Annotated in this window: 16 protein-coding genes and 1 riboswitch; of the genes, 2 read left to right on the forward strand and 14 right to left on the reverse strand. The window is 39.4% G+C overall.

Annotated features, from left to right (window positions below; all coding sequences use genetic code 11):
* From ACIFPW_RS12835 to ACIFPW_RS12870, 8 genes are all read right to left on the reverse strand, one after another.
* Nucleotides 1–736, reverse strand: a 736-nt coding sequence (locus ACIFPW_RS12835) for a MurR/RpiR family transcriptional regulator (protein WP_430244785.1), incomplete at its 3' end; no start/stop codon positions are given.
* Nucleotides 737–891: 155 nt separating this feature from the next.
* Nucleotides 892–1,986 carry a glutamate 5-kinase gene (proB, locus tag ACIFPW_RS12840; protein ID WP_430244787.1) on the reverse strand — a complete coding sequence of 365 codons (1,095 nt, stop codon included), beginning with the start codon at nucleotides 1,984–1,986 and terminating at the stop codon, nucleotides 892–894.
* Nucleotides 1,987–2,143: 157 nt separating this feature from the next.
* The gene (locus ACIFPW_RS12845) at nucleotides 2,144–3,181 is read right to left on the reverse strand and encodes a ribonucleotide-diphosphate reductase subunit beta (RefSeq protein ID WP_226615165.1); all 1,038 of its coding nucleotides are present in this window, start codon (nucleotides 3,179–3,181) and stop codon (nucleotides 2,144–2,146) included.
* 14 nt (nucleotides 3,182–3,195) lie between these two features.
* Entirely contained in the window at nucleotides 3,196–5,409 is a 2,214-nt protein-coding gene (locus ACIFPW_RS12850; protein WP_430244949.1) for a ribonucleoside-diphosphate reductase subunit alpha, read from the reverse strand.
* Between the two features lie 154 nt (nucleotides 5,410–5,563).
* Nucleotides 5,564–5,739: riboswitch (cobalamin riboswitch) on the reverse strand.
* A gap of 358 nt (nucleotides 5,740–6,097) precedes the next feature.
* Nucleotides 6,098–7,435 carry a sensor histidine kinase gene (locus ACIFPW_RS12855; RefSeq protein WP_430244789.1) on the reverse strand — a complete coding sequence of 446 codons (1,338 nt, stop codon included), beginning with the start codon at nucleotides 7,433–7,435 and terminating at the stop codon, nucleotides 6,098–6,100.
* Nucleotides 7,407–8,093, reverse strand: coding sequence for a response regulator transcription factor (locus ACIFPW_RS12860; protein WP_430244791.1), 687 nt, complete (start codon nucleotides 8,091–8,093; stop codon nucleotides 7,407–7,409). The genes ACIFPW_RS12855 and ACIFPW_RS12860 overlap by 29 nt, the downstream gene beginning before the upstream one ends.
* Before the next feature lie 145 nt (nucleotides 8,094–8,238).
* Nucleotides 8,239–8,769: a hypothetical protein gene (locus ACIFPW_RS12865; RefSeq protein ID WP_430244793.1), complete on the reverse strand. Its 531-nt coding sequence runs from the start codon at nucleotides 8,767–8,769 to the stop codon at nucleotides 8,239–8,241.
* A 103-nt stretch (nucleotides 8,770–8,872) separates the two neighbouring features.
* Complete coding sequence (locus ACIFPW_RS12870; RefSeq protein ID WP_430244795.1) at nucleotides 8,873–9,958, reverse strand: mechanosensitive ion channel family protein; 1,086 nt, start codon at nucleotides 9,956–9,958, stop codon at nucleotides 8,873–8,875.
* 135 nt (nucleotides 9,959–10,093) lie between these two features.
* On the opposite strand from ACIFPW_RS12870, the gene ACIFPW_RS12875 reads away from it, so the two are divergent.
* Nucleotides 10,094–10,993 carry a DUF4349 domain-containing protein gene (locus tag ACIFPW_RS12875; RefSeq protein ID WP_430244797.1) on the forward strand — a complete coding sequence of 300 codons (900 nt, stop codon included), beginning with the start codon at nucleotides 10,094–10,096 and terminating at the stop codon, nucleotides 10,991–10,993.
* A gap of 11 nt (nucleotides 10,994–11,004) precedes the next feature.
* On the opposite strand, the gene ACIFPW_RS12880 is transcribed toward ACIFPW_RS12875, so the two are convergent.
* Genes ACIFPW_RS12880 through ACIFPW_RS12900 form a run of 5 tightly spaced genes read right to left on the reverse strand, consistent with a single transcriptional unit; the run spans nucleotide 11,005 to nucleotide 14,725 of the window.
* Nucleotides 11,005–11,946, reverse strand: a complete 942-nt coding sequence (locus ACIFPW_RS12880; RefSeq protein ID WP_430244951.1) for an ABC transporter permease — start codon at nucleotides 11,944–11,946, stop codon at nucleotides 11,005–11,007.
* 1 nt (nucleotide 11,947) lies between these two features.
* A complete protein-coding gene (locus ACIFPW_RS12885; RefSeq protein WP_430244798.1) occupies nucleotides 11,948–12,874 on the reverse strand; it encodes an ABC transporter ATP-binding protein in 927 nt (308 codons plus the stop codon).
* A gap of 1 nt (nucleotide 12,875) precedes the next feature.
* Nucleotides 12,876–13,574, reverse strand: coding sequence for an ATP-binding cassette domain-containing protein (locus ACIFPW_RS12890; protein ID WP_430244800.1), 699 nt, complete (start codon nucleotides 13,572–13,574; stop codon nucleotides 12,876–12,878).
* The gene (locus ACIFPW_RS12895; RefSeq protein WP_226615176.1) at nucleotides 13,571–13,951 is read right to left on the reverse strand and encodes a GntR family transcriptional regulator; all 381 of its coding nucleotides are present in this window, start codon (nucleotides 13,949–13,951) and stop codon (nucleotides 13,571–13,573) included. The genes ACIFPW_RS12890 and ACIFPW_RS12895 overlap by 4 nt, the downstream gene beginning before the upstream one ends.
* 3 nt (nucleotides 13,952–13,954) lie before the next feature.
* Nucleotides 13,955–14,725, reverse strand: a complete 771-nt coding sequence (locus ACIFPW_RS12900; RefSeq protein WP_430244802.1) for a hypothetical protein — start codon at nucleotides 14,723–14,725, stop codon at nucleotides 13,955–13,957.
* A gap of 186 nt (nucleotides 14,726–14,911) precedes the next feature.
* Here ACIFPW_RS12900 and ACIFPW_RS12905 point away from each other — a divergent pair, with 186 nt between their 5' ends.
* Entirely contained in the window at nucleotides 14,912–15,880 is a 969-nt protein-coding gene (locus ACIFPW_RS12905) for a sortase domain-containing protein (RefSeq protein ID WP_430244804.1), read from the forward strand.
* 76 nt (nucleotides 15,881–15,956) lie between these two features.
* Here ACIFPW_RS12905 and ACIFPW_RS12910 read toward each other — a convergent pair whose 3' ends face one another.
* Nucleotides 15,957–17,366 (reverse strand): alanine/glycine:cation symporter family protein, encoded by a 1,410-nt coding sequence (locus ACIFPW_RS12910; protein ID WP_226615179.1) that lies wholly within the window; start codon nucleotides 17,364–17,366, stop codon nucleotides 15,957–15,959.
* Nucleotides 17,367–17,475 lie beyond the last annotated feature (109 nt).

Raw genomic sequence — 17,475 nt, forward strand, 5'->3', positions numbered from 1 at the left:
ATTTATGTCCCAGCCTCTTACGGTAAGATTCAACTAATAACCGAGCAATCATGGCCATAGGAACGAAATTTGTGGTGTTATAGCCTTTTGTCTCTTCTTTTGGAGCGTAACAATATAGCATTAAATCAGCTAGCTCAGTTAAGCTACTTTCGCCAATATGACTCATTCCAATGATTCTAGCTCCTTGATTTTTCGCATATTTCCCAAGATCAAGAGTTTGCTCTGTTTCTCCTGATTGACTTAGCAGAATGACAACGTCTTTCTTAGTAAAACGTTGTAAGGATGCCATATTCTCATGACGGTGTTCAGAAAAAGTAACATCTTTATGAAATGGCTTAATGTTCATCACAATTAATTCACTTATATAAGAATGTGCTCCCGCCCCAAACACTAGGAGACGTTGAGAATGATGAATCCACTCACTAGCCAATTGAATCAATCGCTTATCTGTTAATTCCATCGTTCGTTCCATTTCATATTGAAAAGATGGACTTTTTGTTTCTTTCGTGGCCATTTCATCTTTCAATCTAAGTTTCAATTGCGTAAATCCTTCATACTCCAATTTCTTCATAAGTCTCATAACAGAATTCGGTACTGTATGAGTTTGCTGTGCAAGATGTTGTACCGACATTTTGACAACATCCGCTTTATTTTGAAGAATATATTGAATGATTTGATCTTCGAGATCCGTTAACTGAAATTCAAATTTACGATATCGATCTTCTAAAGATAACATGCTATACCAGTCCTTCAATTAGATTCATAGCTCTATTCTACCATCGTTTTCTTCTATGTTCTAAAACCACAGATTCTTCATATGGGGAGATTTTTCCTATAAGGAAAGAGATGCCCTCCGCTATCAGGTTCGGAGGCATCTCTTTTCTTGATTTATTATGACTTCATCATCTCTGCCACCCATTGATCTCTATGAATCACTTCAACTGTGGTGCTCTCATTCTCATGATCTCGAATCACGTTCTCCAAGAAAGAAGAGGAATATCGAACCTGTCCTTTTCCAAGCTTTCCATTTTTCCCGTGTACTTCTACGACATCTCCTACACTAAAGTCGCCTACGACTTGCTTAATTCCGCCATAAAGCAAACTCTTCCCTTTTAGAATAATCGCTTCTTCCGCCCCTTCATCAATATAAAGCTGACCTGATACGTGAGAGTGCATCGCAATCCACTGTTTTTTAATTGGGAAAGATGTGGCTTTCTCTCGACTGATATAAGTTCCGTCTCCGACACCAGAGAGAATTCGAAGTAACTTTTCACTACCAGTTTCATGACCGATAAAGACGCGAACGCTCAGGTTTAAAGCTGTCTTCGCTGCAATTAGCTTTGACTTCATGCCCCCTGTTCCAGCGCTCGATCCAGCGCCGCCGGCTTGAACAATCATCGTATCATCAATCTCTGTCAGAGAGTGATGTTTAACAGCCTCAGGGTTCGCTGCCGGATTCGAATCGTAGATACCGTTCACATCTGTTAAAATGATGAGCTCATCTGCATGAACCAGTCCGCTTACAAGAGCTGAAAGCATATCGTTGTCACCAAACTTTAACTCTTCCGTTGAGACCGTATCATTTTCATTAATAATCGGCATGACCCCTCTTGCCAGCAATTCAGAAAGCGTATCAAACGCATTTTTGTATCGTTCTTGATTCGAGAAATCGGGGCGTGTTAAAAGAATTTGAGCGACTGAAATGTTCCGCTGACTGAATTCCTCGATATAAGATTTAATAAGTAAACTTTGACCAAGAGCGGCTGCAGCCTGCTTTCCTTTTAACGTGACGGGTCTTGCTGGATATCCAAGTTCTTTAAAACCTGCCGCAACTGCGCCTGAAGAAACAAGAAGTACTTCATGTCCTTCCTGACGAATTAATGCGAGGGCGTTAACATGATCAATGAGCTTAACTAGATCAATTTCTCCCTTACCGTTTGTTAATGAACTGCTCCCAATCTTAACAACAATTCGTTTCTTTCTCATGTTACATCTCCTTATATGAATACGTTCTTTCACGTTAAAGTACAAAATGATTTTTAGTATCTTACCACAAAATTTCTTTTTTGTCGTACATTACTTTTACTCTTAATGTCTAAAAAAAGATCAACTCATTATTTGAGTTGACCTTTCTTTCATTTCTTTATAAATCATCAAATCCATTATCATCAGACACTTTTGTATACTGACGTGATTTCTGTTCGAAGAAATCACTTTTCCCAGCGTTCACATCCGCGTAGGCTTTGATCCACCGCATAGGGTTCTCTCGGTGACCTTCAAATGGGCGTTCGATACCAAGCTGATTGACGCGATTGTTTGCCATAAATTTAATGTAGTCATTGAGTTCGTTCATTGTAATACCAGGGAAACGATTACCAATAATGTATTCTCCCCATTTCATCTCAAGCTCAGCAGCTTCACGAAATGTATTCGTGATGAAATCATGATTTTCTTTCGTATTCAGTTCAGGATGCTCATTGAACAATTCTTTCACTATATTAACGAACAACGTCACATGCAGCTGCTCATCCCGATTAATATAGTTAATCATTGTTGAGGTAGACACCATCTTTTGATTTCGAGCAAGGTTATAAAAGAAAGCGAACCCGGCGTAGAAGAAAAGCCCTTCAAGAATAATGTCATAAACAATCGATTCAAAAAATGTTTGTGGAGTTGGATTTTTAACAAATGCTTCATAACCAGAAGCAATAAATTGGTTTCGTTCTAGGAGCACGTCATCATGCTTCCAATATTCAAAAATGCGGTCTTGCTCATTTTTATTTACAATGGAAGAAAGTACATAGCTATATGACTGATTATGCACAACTTCCTGGAACGAAAGCACCTGCATGAGCGCAGAAAGGCTTGAATCTGTTAAGTAATCCGCAACCTTACTTGAATAGTCGGTTTGAATCGAATCTAGGAAGGCAAGAAGACCAATAATTTTCTTAAACGTATCTTGCTCATCTTCGCTTAATGCTTCCCATTGCTTCACGTCGTTCGACATATTGATTTCAAACGGAGTCCAAAAGTTTCCTAGCATATTTTTGTACATAGGATATGCCCAGCTAAAGCGGACATCATCCCAGTTTAAAACGTTTGAGCTTTCTCCATTAATAATTCCAGTCGAGCTATTCGGTGCGGAGACATCGTATAGCTTTCTTTGTTGAATCGTAGCCATTTCCAATTCCTCCTTTAGCTTGCGCAGCTTTCACAGTCGTCAATATCTACAGATGTACTTCGTGTATAGTAGGTTGTTTTCAACCCTCTTCTCCAAGCTGTCATATGAATGTTCAATAAGTCCTTCGCTTTTACCGTACTTTGCACATAGATATTAAACGATATTGATTGGTCCACATGACGCTGTCTGGCTGCATTCTGCTCAATACTCCAAAGCTGATCAATGTGATAAGCCGATTTGTAATACCAGGTCGTTTCAGGTGAAAGATCAGGCGCTGTAACAGGAATTTTATAATTCTTCTTTTCCTCAGAGTATTCTTTTTGGAAAATCGGATCGATTGATGCTGTTGATCCAGCTATTAAACTTGTTGAACTGTTAGGGGCAACCGCTAAAAGATAGGCGTTTCTGACACCATTCGTTTGGACCCTTTCCTTAAGGGACTGCCATTTTTCACTAACGTAACCTCGTTGATTAAAGTACTCCCCATTTTGCCAATCAGAGCCTTCAAAGAGAGAGTAGCTTCCTTTTTCAACGGCAAGCTCATGACTTGCCTGTATCGTTAAATAATTGATTGTTTCATATAGTTCGTCCGCATAGTCTGCCGCTTCCTGACTTTCCCAGACAATCTCTTTTTTCGCAAGGAGGTGATGCCAACCAAACGTTCCAAGACCAATGCTTCTATACTTCTCATTCGTTAACTGGGCTTGAGGCACTTCGATCGTATTAATATCGATCACGTTATCCAGCATTCTTACCTGAATTGGAATTAATCGCTCTAGTGCATTAGCTGTAACCGCACGCCCGAGATTAATACTTGATAGATTACAAACGACATAGTCACCAGGCGTTTTCGTAATGATAATCTTACCGTCATTCGTGAATTCCTCTTCAACGGTCGTTGCACTCATATTTTGCATAATTTCCGTACAAAGATTGGAAGCATAGATCATACCAGCATGCTTATTCGGATTCGCTCGATTCACCGTATCTCGATAGAACATATAAGGCGTCCCAGTTTCCAATTGTGATTTCATAACTCGCTTCATAATCTCAATCGCCGGCACGGTTTTTCTTGAAAGTTCAGGATGGTTCACACATTTCCTATATTTCATACGAAACTCTCCTGATCCTTTTTCTTTGTCATAAGCATCTTCAAGAGAGAACCCCATCACCTGACGGACTTCATGCGGATCAAATAAATACCAGTCTCCACGGTCTTCCACTGCTTCCATAAAGATATCTGGAATACAAAGACCCGTGAAAAGATCATGTGTCCTCATTCGTTCGTCTCCGTTATTAAGCTTGGCATCAAGAAATTCGAAAACGTCTTTATGCCAGACATCAAGATATACAGCAACAGCACCTTGACGCTGTCCTAGCTGGTCTACGCTCACAGCTGTATTGTTTAACTGCTTCATCCATGGTAAAACCCCAGATGAATTTCCTTTAAACCCTTTAATATCACTACCACGAGAACGAATTTTCCCGAGATATGCTCCAATTCCTCCACCATTTTTCGAAACGGTCGCTACATCTGTATTGCTGTCATAGATTCCTCTAAGACTGTCATCCACCGTATCGATAAAGCATGAGCTTAGCTGTCCATAGCTTTTCCCTGCATTTGAAAGAGTAGGCGTTGCTACTGTCATATATAAATTAGATAGCGCCCAATACGCTTCTTCAATTAGATTTAATCTCTTATCTTTTGGTTCATTTACCATGAGCGTCATAGCAATGACTAGAAAGCGCTCTTGAGGTAATTCATACACATTCTTATCATGATCTGTAGCTAGATAGCGGTCTGCGAGCGTTCGTAGTCCGATGTATGTAAACAAACGATCTCTTGATGGCTCGATTAACTTAGCAACTTGCCCTACTTCATTCTTGGAATAAGACTGAAGGAGTGCCTTGTTATAAATCCCTTCATCTGTCAGCTGTTGAAGAAGGCGATAGAAGCTTCCCCCACCATATACCTCTTTCTCAGAACGATGTGAAAGAGACTTACGATAGAGCGAACGAAGATGAAAAGCTGCTGCCACATAAGTCCAGTCAGGTTCTGTTGCGCTAATTCGTTCAAGGGCATTTAAAACTAGAATATTACCGACCTCTTCTTGCGTTGATTCTTCTGAAATACCATCAATTGTTTTTTCAATAAAACTCTCACTAGCAAGTAACGGGTACTCATCTAGGAGCGTTCTTACTTCCTCTATCATTTTTGTTACTGTCATTTCTGCTACAGTACTCATATACCTCTCTCCTTTATCCATCCAAAATAAAAAGCTCACTCTCGGAAGAGTGAGCCTGGAGAAAACGACAACGTATAAATGAACGTACTCGTACATTTACCCTGCCATTTCTCACCCTCAACCCCCGAAGAATAGAAACGTTTTTGACTATACGGCAGGTCTACTGGCTTGTGCTTCTTCCTTGGCAAGCCTTCCCGGAATTAACTCCAGTGGCTTCTTGCCTCGTCCACACGACAGTTGCGGGGACAGCTCCGGATTCAGACCGGATTCCCTATTAAGTCGTTATACGACACCGCATACTCAATTATTTAATTGCGTACAATTTACACCATATATAGTATCCGAAACACTTGATAGTTACTAAATATTGATAACCTCATCTTACATGATGCTTTAATTTAGCACAAGCTTTATTGTTACATTGACTTCAATTTATTTCAACTCTAAAGACACTCACCTATCACTTTCAACATGCTCATGCATATATTGTTGATACCTAAAAAAGTTTCCTAAAGGAAAGAAAGGTGAGTATGATGAAAAGATTATCTTCGGTTAATTTTAAGAAATTGGCTGGCTATACACAACTCTGTCAGAAATTTGGTATTTTGAGTGAACAAGAAAGCAAAGAAATTCTACAAAAGTTAAGTGAGCATAAAACATAAAGTTCTAACTACGATTGAAAAGGAAGCGAGATCACGATCCTTCCTCCCTTTTTATTGTCTTCGGCGTAAATCTTACCATTATGCTTTTCTACTATTGTTTTCGTAATCGATAGACCAATGCCAGAACCTGACTTGTCACCTGTATAGAATCGTTCAAAAACGCGCTGTGGATTCTCGCCAAAGCCTTTACCATCATCTTCAACCTCAATATAAACTTGACCATTATCTTGGTGGACATGTACTTCTATAACGGACGAAGCGAATCGAAGGGCATTACCGAATATATTCATAAAAGCTTGCTTCATTTTATCACTGTCCATCTTAACGTCTATGGCATGATCAGTGTCATACCTTACCTCTATTTGCCGTTGATGTGCAAGTGGTTTTACCGCAGTGATGACTTCCATCAACACGTGATGAAGATCGACTACTTCATAAGTAAAAGATTCATCTACTGTTTCTAACCTAGTTAAATAAGAAATGTCCTGCACGATCTTTTTTAAACGCTGCGTTTCTTTCACGATTACTTCAAGACTATACTCGACGTCCTCTCCTACGATTACTTCATCTAGAATCCCTTCCGCATTCCCTTGAATGGCCATTAGAGGTGTTTTTAATTCATGAGACGCATTTTGAAGGAATTCCTTCTGATCAAAATCATTTTTTCGAAGTTGCTCCGTTAGTTCTTGAAACGTCTTAGCAAGTTCATTGATTTCATCCTTTGTTTTAAGCGTCAACGGGGGTTGTTCCTTGCGCATCGTAAATTCCCTCATGTGGTTGGCAAGTAATCGAATTGGCCCCGCTATTCCTTTCTGCATAATAGCAGCAAGGAGCACGGCAACAGCAGCAGATACTAAAAGACTAACAGCCTGTGATTGCTGAATAATCCGATTGAAACCTTCAAGACTTTCTACCTTCGTAAATAGCACAATACTGCCAACTTGCTCTCGTGAAAGACTAATTGGCACTTCCTCTGTAACGTATAATTTTCCTTTGTTTTCTTCATAATCAATTCGAACTACTTCATCGACATTCGAATAAATTGCCTTCTCGTTTGCATTATAAATTATAAATTGAGATGAGATTAAATTGCCTGCCATTTCAATTCTTCTGCGATCAAGTAACCCATTAGGTGAATTTTCGCCCTTCCACTGTCGATCTTCGAGCATTTGACTAATTTGCAATCCCTCTTTTTGCAGCTGTTCTCTCGTTTCGCGCACAAGATATTCTTGAAACAAATATTGAAATGAAATAGTAGTAATAAGCAGAATAACAACAATAAGAACGATATAACTAAGAAACAATTTGGTACCGATATTAACCTTCTTCATCGATTTTATAGCCATACCCCCAGACTGTCGCAATCTTCGCTTGCGCATTTGCATCTGACATCTTTTTACGTAGCCTTTTCACAAGGTCATCAATAATCCTGCCATCACCTACATATTGATAACCCCAAATGGCTTCAATTAATCTCTCTCTTGTAAACGGTTGTCCTGAATGTTGGAGGAGATAGGCGAGCACATCGTACTCTTTCGGCGTTAAAGCCATTTCTTCCTCATTCACTAATAACAGTCTTTTTTTCTTATTTAAACGTACGTTCTGAACAGTGATTTCTTGTGAAGAATGGTTTTTCTCTAGGCGATTCATCCGTTTGAATAGATTCTTAATACGCACAACAAGTTCTCTAGGGCTAAAAGGTTTCGTTAAGTAATCATCAGCACCAAGTTCAAGGCCTAGTATCCGATCAAGCTCTTCATCTCTTGCGGAAACAACGATAACGGGAATGTAAGAATACTTTCTTAACCGTCGAAGGAGTTCAAGTCCATCAACATTTGGCATCATAATATCTAATACTAATAAATCGGGTTCAATTGTTTCTAGAGCACTTAACACTTCTGCCCCATCTGTAAAGGTTGAGACAATAAACCCTTCTTTTTTTAAATACTTCTCTAAAATATCACGTATATTTTGTTCATCATCTATCACAAAAACGTGCTGCATCTCTCTCAACTCCGTTCCCTTTTCACATCTTAGACGAAATGTGCTTTTCATACTCTTTATATTATCCTAGCCTTATCTGACAGTAAATCAGCCGCATGTCTTCAAAACATACGAAAGAGATAGGGGCCCCTATCTCTCGCTAAGATTAGCTAAGTTTTTCAATCAGCTGATCAAGTATATCATTTTTTTGTTTCACAATTTCTTGAGCCTGCTCTCGCTTGGCTTCCATCTCTTCGCGCATTTCTTCTCTTGCGGCTTTCTCTTCGTCGGTTAACTCTGGACGCTCTCCACTTTCTTCAAGTTCCTGCTTCTTAGACTCTCTCTCTTCATGAGCAGCCTGTGCTTCATCATGCATCGCATCAAGCTGTGAGTTTAGATCAGCAAGCTCTTTCTGAAGCTCATCGACACCTTCAACACTAGAAGCATCCTGATCAAGCAAAAGGTCGATTAATTGATCTTTTTTCTCAGCAGTTGCCATTTTCAGTTCGCGATCTAGAGAGCGGTCTTCGAAGTGACCTCTTTTCCCATGATCTCCTCTAGGACCTGCCATCTCCTGGGTTTGCCCTACTGTTTGCTCTTCTATTTCAGTTGACTCGTCATCTGCCGCATTAACATTTGCTCCAGCTATCCCCCCAGCTAAAACCATAGAGGCAACACCAATCATCCATTTGTTCATCTTCATCAATCTCCCTTCATAGGTATGTTCTTACAATACCTATTATGGACAACAACTTACGAAGAAATTTGTAAGAATGATGTGAAAATGATGTGAGTTTGCTCTATCTCTTTTTTAATTGGTCGATCACTTTAGCATCCAAACTACGTACATGCAAATCACGCTGTGGAAACGGTATCTCAACGTTGTGATCTGCAAGAATTCGGTTAATGCGGAAGTTTAAATTACTCTTCGTTTCTACCGCTGCTTTTGGTGACGAGATCCAAATGAATAGTTGAAAATCAAGTGATGAATCACCAAAACCAAGGAAATTCACAAAAGGAGGAGGAGTCTCAAGCACATACATGGAATTCTCTTTTTCTTCCATAGCAACTTGAAGCAATAGCGATCTCACAAGTTCCACATCTGAACCGTATGCCACCCCTATTGGTAAAACGAGGCGCAATCTTGAGTCTCCATAAGAGTGGTTCACAACCTGCTCTTCGATAAAATACGAATTTGGCATAATAATCCGTTCATTGTCTAGTGTTCGAATAATCGTGGCACGCATGTTAATTTTTTCAATGTCTCCAATAACATCGTTTATGATCACTCGATCACCTACTTTAATTGGTCTTTCAAATAAAATAATTAAACCAGAAATAAAGTTATTTGCGATGTTCTGCATTCCAAAACCAATTCCAACCCCAAGTACTCCTGCAAAGACCGTTAAAGCACTTAGATCAATCCCGACTGTCGTTAAACTAATAACGACCGCTATCACCATCAATGTGTAATGAAAAACACGATTGAACGTAAATTGCAAGCCTGTATCCAGGCTGTATCGATCATAAAGCGGAGGCATAAGAAATGAAGTTGCAATCTTTGAAAGTCGATTTGCAAGAGTAATGATAAATAGTGCAATTAATATAAGAAACAACGAGATTTCAACACTACCAATTGCAAATAATTGACTAAACATCCAACTGTTATCGGAAAAATAAAATAAAACAAATAGCAGGATGGCATACCCTGTTGTCCAATTTATAAATGAGAGGAAAGCTGGTCGAATACCGTTTGGGTAATTCTCCTCTTTGTCTCGTTTTGTCAGCCATAATTTGATCAGAAATCGAATCAGGAATAGACCTAGTATTACAGAAATTGTAATGACTATGTCCATAATGTTCGCATTTTCTAAAATTGAATGCACAAAAGGCAACCCCTTTTTTATTCAGTTATCCTTTATCATATCATGGAAATTGTAACCTCCGCAGGTCTTACACCGTCTAATTCTTTAAGAAACTTCTAATCGATTTACAAATAATCACGAAGCGGGGACAAACTTATGAGAAGATGGATCCTTCTTATCTGTACATCAATTCTTTTACTAGCAGGATGTAGTTCTAATAATGGAAACTTTTCAAATGAAAGTAGCGATATAGCTACTTCAACTGATCAATCCACAGATGAAAACCAGGGAGGAAATGAAAGAGAAAAAGAGAAAAATTCGTCTTCTATAGAAAAATCAGAAATGCCTGCCTTACAGCAAAATCGCAAGGTAATCTTCAATGCAAACCTTTCCTTAACAGTTGAAGATTTACCTAAGGCTACTGCCAAAATCAAAGATCTAACTAGAACTTATAAAGGTTATGTTGTCGAAGAAAGTATTGCTTCAGAAGAAGATTCTCTCTTTGGATCAATGACCGTACGCATACCCCAACCTGAATTTGACTCTTATCTCAATGCAGTTGAAGGGCTTGGGAAAGGAGCTCCTCAAAAATCGATATCTGGAACCGATGTCACCGAAAACTACGTTGATCTTACCTCAAGGCTGAAAGCAAAAGAAGCTGTTCAAAAACGACTGGAATCATTTCTTAACGAAGCAACTAAAACAGAAGATCTGTTAGCTATATCTAATGAGCTTTCCCGTGTACAGGAAGAGGTCGAACAGCTGAAAGGTCAACTAAATTACCTCAATAACCAAAGTGAATATTCGACTGTTACGATTTCACTCGAACAGCAGAAAATTATTGTTCCTTCTATTGATAAGAATGAATTTCAAACGCTAACAGAGGCAAAAAAACTGCTAATGACAACTGTAAATGGGCTCCTTTCCTTTTTCTCCACAGTGGCTGTACTCTTGATTGGTCTCTCACCTATTTTGGCCCCGCTCGTTCTTATAGGATTATTTTTCTTGTATAGAAAGCGAAAAAAGAAGAATCAAAAAGCCGATCAGCATACCTGATCGGCTTTTCCTTATGATGCTACATCACGTTTCGTGAATAGTAGCCATGACAATGACAAGAACAAAACAAAGTAGACGAGAAGCATGGTCAACGAGAAACCGAGCGTCATACTTTCAATTATAGGTGAACCATCGAAATAAACACTTAAGTCCGTATTGGCAAAGAGGATATACTTCACCCAATCGTATTGACTAAGAATAAAAGTAAGTTGGCTCCCTGTAAACATAAGGAATATAGCTAATCCAATCGCAAGAGAGGAACTTCTAAAGATACTCGATAGCATGAATGCAAATGTTACCATCATAAGCAAATTCACACTGGCAAGCGCATATTCAACAATATAATGAATGGCCATACTCGTTTCGGCCACTTCCCCACCTGAATAAGTTAGGTATGGTTGATCGACTGCACTAAAGCCAAGGAATAACCCGCCGATAATAAAAGTAGAAATGTATAAGATGACGAGAGAAAATAGCGCAAATAATAGCGTTGAAATAAATTTAGAAGCAAGGATTTTCGTGCGTGAAGCAGGTCTGATCAACAATAACTTAATGGTTCCCCACGAATATTCACTCGCTATAACACCTGCGCCGATAATAATCGTAAAGATGGAAATTAAACTCACAATGCCAGTTGAACTATCCATAAAACTCCATATTGAATCACTTTCTAAAGGGGGAATATCATTCTCTAACCGATATTCATTTATCGCTATAGAACGTTCCTGACTGTCTTTAAAGGCTTTGGGCATTCCCTCTGAATCTTTTAGCGTTTGTTCTGCCTGTTGGATCGCATTTTCAGAATCAGTGCGCCAGTTCGTAGTCTCATCACTCGCATTCATATTAGTAAAAATGCCTGCTACAAGTACGGCTGCCACCACAAGTCCGATCATCACCCATGTTCCAACTCTTCTATAAATCTTCATGTTTTCATTTTGTATTAAATGTAGCATACTAGACAACTTGCTCACCCCCAGTTACTTCCAGAAACACATCTTCTAACGTTTTCACAGAGGATTGAATACCGTATACGCGGACGCCCTTTTCCACGAGAACAGCTGTTACCTCTGGAATAAGCTCATGTTCTATTTTAATCGTCAACTTACGCTCCGATTTTTCCATCTCACAATCAGGGAAATTTGCTTTAACAGCGTTAACCGCGTGTTCTACTGGATCGACTTCAAATGAAACCATAACGGCGTGATCATTTTGAACAAAGTCATTCACTCGCTGCACATCGACCATTTTTCCGGCCTGAATAATGCCAATTCGATCACACATGAGTTCGATTTCGGATAATAAATGACTAGAAACAACTACAGCAACATTTTCTTCTCTTGCAAGCGTTCGTAAATATTGTCTGATTTCTCGAATACCCGCGGGGTCTAGTCCGTTTGTTGGCTCGTCTAGAATGAGTAGCTTAGGTCGGTGTAGCAGTGCCTGGGCAAGTCCAAGACGCTGTCGCATTCCAAGTGAATATCCCTTCACTTTTTCATTGATACGACCTTGGAGTCCAACCAATTGAATGACTTCTTGAATGCGTTCTTTTGAAACACCTTTGACCATTCGAGCATAATGAACAAGGTTTTGGTACCCAGTCAAAAATTTGTACATTTCAGGATTTTCAACAATCGCTCCTACTTTTACAATCGCATTCTCGTAATCTGTTTTAATACTGCTTCCATCAATGAGAACTTCGCCTTCCGTCATTCTCATTAGCCCAACCATCATCCGAATTGTTGTTGTTTTTCCTGCTCCATTCGGCCCCAGAAAACCAAACACTTCACCTGGGTATACATCAAATGAAAGTTGATCAATGATTGTTTTCTTTCCAATTACTTTTGTTAAAGCTCGAATCTGAACAACTGGTTTTACAGCCATTTTACCCCTCCTCTTGATACAACTTTTTCAACCACTCCACTATTCTCATACGATCTCGCTCGCGAATGGTTTCAACATCTTCGAGCGCGAGAACCTTACCATTTCGAATCGCAATAACCGTTTCAAGTAATGGTTCGATTTCCGTTACTTCATGTGTCGTGATGATTACCGTTTGTTTTTCTAAGTCGATAAAAGAAAGTAAACTTTTCACAATTGAATCTCGCACCATCGGATCAAGACCTGATAACGGCTCATCCATCAGAATAATAGGTACATCTCTCGCAAGGGTAAGAGCAATCTTCAATCTCCCACGATTTCCTTTAGATAAATGCTTCACCTTTTGATCTTGATCCACTTCCATAAATTTAACAATATCGTGGGCCTTTTCAAGATTAAAATCGCTAAATTGACTTGCAAAAAAGCGGATTGTCTCTTTCACTGTGAAGAATGAATAGTAAGCGTCTAACTCTGATAAATAAGCAACTTTATTTGCCGAACGCCTCGAAACTTGTTCTTCGTTAAGCATTACTTTGCCTTCACTAGGCACTACAAGACCTGCGATTATCTTCATGAAAGTAGATTTCCCACTACCATTGGAGCCAACAAGGCCAATGATTTTCCCTTCAGGAATTCTTACGTTCACATCTGATAGAGCTTGTTTTCTAAGATAACGTTTAGATACGTTCTCGAATGTAATCATGATTGATTCTCCTTTTCGTTCGTAACGTAAGTTCGAATACCTTCAATCATATCTTCTCGAGAAAATCCCATTTGCTTCATTTCATCAATGAAATTCTGGATGTGGTTAATCTTGAGCTGTTCTCGAAGTTCGGTCAGTCTTTCTTTTTGCTCCGTTACAAACGTCCCTTGCCCTCGTTTCGTCTCCACAATCTCCATCCTCTCCAGTTCATTGTAAGTTCTCGACACTGTATTTGGATTTACGCCTGATTGAATGGCCATATCCCTTACAGAAGGAAGCTTTTCACCAGTTTTTCGTTCCCCTTTAATAATCTCCCAGCTAATGCGGTCCACTAGCTGCAGGTAAATCGGCTTTGAGGGATTAAATTCTTCTCCCATCCCTTACACCTCCACTTTTCGATCAAGTACCCAGCATGTCATTATGAAAACAAGGATGATAGTAATGAGATCAAATATTACATTCCCAATTGCAAACGGAAATGTTGAAACGGTTAATTCAAATGCCTGCTGACTAACCTCCATATTTAACGGTGACGGTAGCTCCACATACCCCCACTCGATCATCACTTCATAAAGACGAGTCCCACTCAACCATGAACCAAACCAACTGATAAAACCAACAATTAAGAGAATAAGAAGAAGTGCCCACTTGCCGATATACGTTTTCAGAACTTGATACAAAGTCCAATAGAAGATTAGCCAAACCCCCATATAGACTGATCCTGTAATAATAACGGTGAGAAAATAAAATCCGAACAGCCACACATTATCAATTGGAAGTTGAATGAGGCTAGGTTCAAGGTTATAAGCTAGAAGAGATAAACTACTGACAATACCAATAGATAGCAGTAATGCTAATAACCCATTTAGCAATTTAGCTCCGAGTAAACGAGCTCCTGATTGTGGATTGTGTAGCCAGAGGTGTAAGTTCCTTCCTTCAGTGTTCAGACTAATTAATAAATAGAGTGGCAAAAAGAAGACGTGCATCGCCGTTAGTACGGCTCCAATAATAGCTGTTAAATAAGGGATTTCCCATCTTGCAGAGGCAAGAAAAAATCCAATCATTACTAGTAAATCAAACGCTGTAACGCCTAATAGAAGGGCTCTTGAAACACGAAATTCCTTTCGTAATAACCCACTCCAATTCTTCATGATATAGTTCCCCCTCAATGTGTTGGTGTATTAGTTACATAGTACACCAGTACTTTGGAATGGTCAATATTTTTATTTTCAATTTCACAAAAAAATGATCCATTTGAATATTGATTTCGTTAGCTATATAAGAGTATAGTCAATAAAAAATGCTAAGATATAACTTAAGTAAAAGAGGTGAAGAACGTGAAAAAAGTCTTATTGCTCGTAGTTGGTGCGATTATTTGGCTCGTACTCGCAGGGTACAATAACTACGCTGAACCCGTAACGAATACAGCCGTTGAAAAAGAACAAACGAATGCTGCGTTAGAGTTAGAAGAGATAGAGAAACCAGATGTGCTATCAGACGAATTTCTTCTTCTTGATGATCAGAAGAAGAAAATCGAAGAAGCCAAAGAATCCCAAAACGTTCAAGAGGGAATGGAGCCTGTACAAGTAGAGATTCCTGCAATCGATGTTAAAGCTCCCGTTGAAAATGTCGGTATATTAGAAAATGGACAAATGGGTGTTCCCGAGGACATCAACAAAGTTGGTTGGTTTGAACCTGGCTTTAAACCAGGAACAAAAGGAAATGCTGTCTTAGCTGGGCACGTAGATAGTAAAACAGGACCGGCTATTTTCTTTTATCTTGAGAAGCTTTCAAAAGGTGACGAAATTATTTTGACTGATAAAGAGGGGGAAAAAATGACATTCGTTGTCACTGGTAAAGAACGATATCCTTACAACGACTCTCCTATCGAAAAAATATTCGGAACAACTGATTCACGCACGTTGAATCTTATTACGTGTGTTGGAACATTTAATCGCTCAAAAGGAACACATGAGGAGAGACTTGTTGTTTCTACAGAGTTAAAGGAAGATCCGAGTAAAGAGAAAAAAGAAGTAGATCCTAACGAAGTTCCAGATGCTCCAACAAACCTTAGCGTTAGTGGGAATTTCTTATCATGGCATGCTGTTCGCGACGAAAATGTTGTAGGATACCGCATTTACAAAGCTGACGCATACGGTGTTTATAAGCAAATTGAGAGCATTTCTAACCTTGAACGTAAGAGCTTCTCAGATCCCGACGCTTCAACCTCCTCATACTATGTAACTTCTGTAAATATATTTGGAAACGAATCAGCTCCATCTAAAAAAATGACTCCTGAGAAATAACAAAAGCGCGGCTGGATTTTTTCCAGCTGCGCTTTAGTTTCATTAAATGAAGAAAATGTCTCTATACATCAAATGATTAACTCGCTTTTTTCATTTGAGATTCTACAAGATAACGATTAAAATAATCATCTGTTTCGCTTCGTATGACTTTATAAAGTAATAATAACGCAATTAAGTTTGGAATCATCATCAAAGCATTTGCCATATCCGCAAAAGCCCAAACAGTAGTCAGGTTCGCAACTGTACCAACAAAGCATGCCAATACATATACTGCTCCATAATAAATGGTTACTTTCGTACCAACTAGGTATTCAAAGCATTTATAACCATATACGTACCAACCAATAATGGTTGAGAACCCAAAGAAAATAACGGAGAAAGTTACAATATACTCTCCGATCAGACCGAGACTTGAACCAAATGCAGCCGTAGTCAAAGCACCTGCTTCTAGATTCGGATCATGCACGACTCCCGACAGGTCTCCTCCCGTTGGGTCCCAAAATCCAGAGATAAGGAGCACAAGGGCTGTCATTGTACAAACAATGATCGTTACGATAAACGTACCAGTCATGGCTACGAGAGCCTGTTTCACTGGATGATCGGCTTTCGCATTACCAGCAATAAGGGCAGCCGTACCAAGTCCTGCTTCGTTCGAGAAAATCCCTTTGGAAACTCCTGATTTTACAGCTTCCATTACAATAACACCTGAAAATCCTCCTACCGCCGATATAGGTGAAAAGGCATATGTAAAAATCAGCTTCATAGCTGGGATAACAGCATCTATGTTAATGACGATAATAATGAGTGCACCAACTACGTAGAGAACCGCCATAATCGGAACAAAGAAACCTGCAACAGAACTAATTCGCTTTACGCCACCGAAGATGATGAGCGAAGTAAGTGCAGCAAGGATAATCCCAGTTACCCATCCATCAATTTGGAAGCTTTCATCAACAACACTTGCGATTGTATTTGATTGTACGCTATTTCCGATTCCGAGTGAGGCAATCGCTCCAAATAAAGCGAACGAGATAGCGAGCCACTTCCATTTTGACCCTAGTCCCTTTTCGACATAATACATCGGCCCTCCGGCATACTCTCCGTTATCATTTTTCACACGATATTTCATCGCAAGCAAAGCTTCTCCATACTTCGTTGCCATTCCAACAAGACCTACAATCCACATCCAGAAAATCGCACCTGGACCCCCAATTGTAATCGCTGTAGCAACTCCTGCAATATTACCATTTCCTATCGTGGCAGCTAATGCTGTCATCAGAGCTTTATAGTTACTAACGTCACCTTCAGCACTGCTATCCTCTTCTTTTTCTTTTGAGAATGCTAATTTGAAAGCATATCCCAGCTTTCGAAACTGCAGTCCTTTCAGAATAAATGTGAGAAAGACACCTGTCCCAAATAATAAAATTAGGCTTGGTGCTCCCCAAAGAACTCCATTAATTTTCTCTAGCCAATCTAAGATGTTCATTCTCTCTCTACTCCTTTGTGTTAACGCTTTCATGCACTGACCTTTACCACATTATCATTTGTAAGCTTGAAGCGCAATTCCCACCTTTAAATTTGGGGAAATAGTCACT

It is taken from the genome of Pseudalkalibacillus sp. NRS-1564 (genome assembly GCF_050467905.1).
Taxonomy (GTDB): domain Bacteria; phylum Bacillota; class Bacilli; order Bacillales; family Guptibacillaceae; genus Guptibacillus; species Guptibacillus hwajinpoensis_B.

Excerpts from the sequence above, each read along its gene's own strand:
- proB (WP_430244787.1), bottom strand. The coding sequence starts at position 1,986 with ATGAGAAAGAAACGAATTGTTGTTAAGATTGGGAGCAGTTCATTAACA.
- ACIFPW_RS12845 (WP_226615165.1), bottom strand. The coding sequence starts at position 3,181 with ATGGCTACGATTCAACAAAGAAAGCTATACGATGTCTCCGCACCGAAT.
- ACIFPW_RS12850 (WP_430244949.1), bottom strand. The coding sequence starts at position 5,409 with ATGACAGTAACAAAAATGATAGAGGAAGTAAGAACGCTCCTAGATGAG.
- ACIFPW_RS12855 (WP_430244789.1), bottom strand. The coding sequence starts at position 7,435 with ATGGCTATAAAATCGATGAAGAAGGTTAATATCGGTACCAAATTGTTT.
- ACIFPW_RS12860 (WP_430244791.1), bottom strand. The coding sequence starts at position 8,093 with ATGCAGCACGTTTTTGTGATAGATGATGAACAAAATATACGTGATATT.
- ACIFPW_RS12865 (WP_430244793.1), bottom strand. The coding sequence starts at position 8,769 with ATGAACAAATGGATGATTGGTGTTGCCTCTATGGTTTTAGCTGGGGGG.
- ACIFPW_RS12875 (WP_430244797.1), top strand. The coding sequence starts at position 10,094 with ATGAGAAGATGGATCCTTCTTATCTGTACATCAATTCTTTTACTAGCA.
- ACIFPW_RS12880 (WP_430244951.1), bottom strand. The coding sequence starts at position 11,946 with ATGCTACATTTAATACAAAATGAAAACATGAAGATTTATAGAAGAGTT.
- ACIFPW_RS12885 (WP_430244798.1), bottom strand. The coding sequence starts at position 12,874 with ATGGCTGTAAAACCAGTTGTTCAGATTCGAGCTTTAACAAAAGTAATT.
- ACIFPW_RS12890 (WP_430244800.1), bottom strand. The coding sequence starts at position 13,574 with ATGATTACATTCGAGAACGTATCTAAACGTTATCTTAGAAAACAAGCT.
- ACIFPW_RS12895 (WP_226615176.1), bottom strand. The coding sequence starts at position 13,951 with ATGGGAGAAGAATTTAATCCCTCAAAGCCGATTTACCTGCAGCTAGTG.
- ACIFPW_RS12900 (WP_430244802.1), bottom strand. The coding sequence starts at position 14,725 with ATGAAGAATTGGAGTGGGTTATTACGAAAGGAATTTCGTGTTTCAAGA.
- ACIFPW_RS12910 (WP_226615179.1), bottom strand. The coding sequence starts at position 17,366 with ATGAACATCTTAGATTGGCTAGAGAAAATTAATGGAGTTCTTTGGGGA.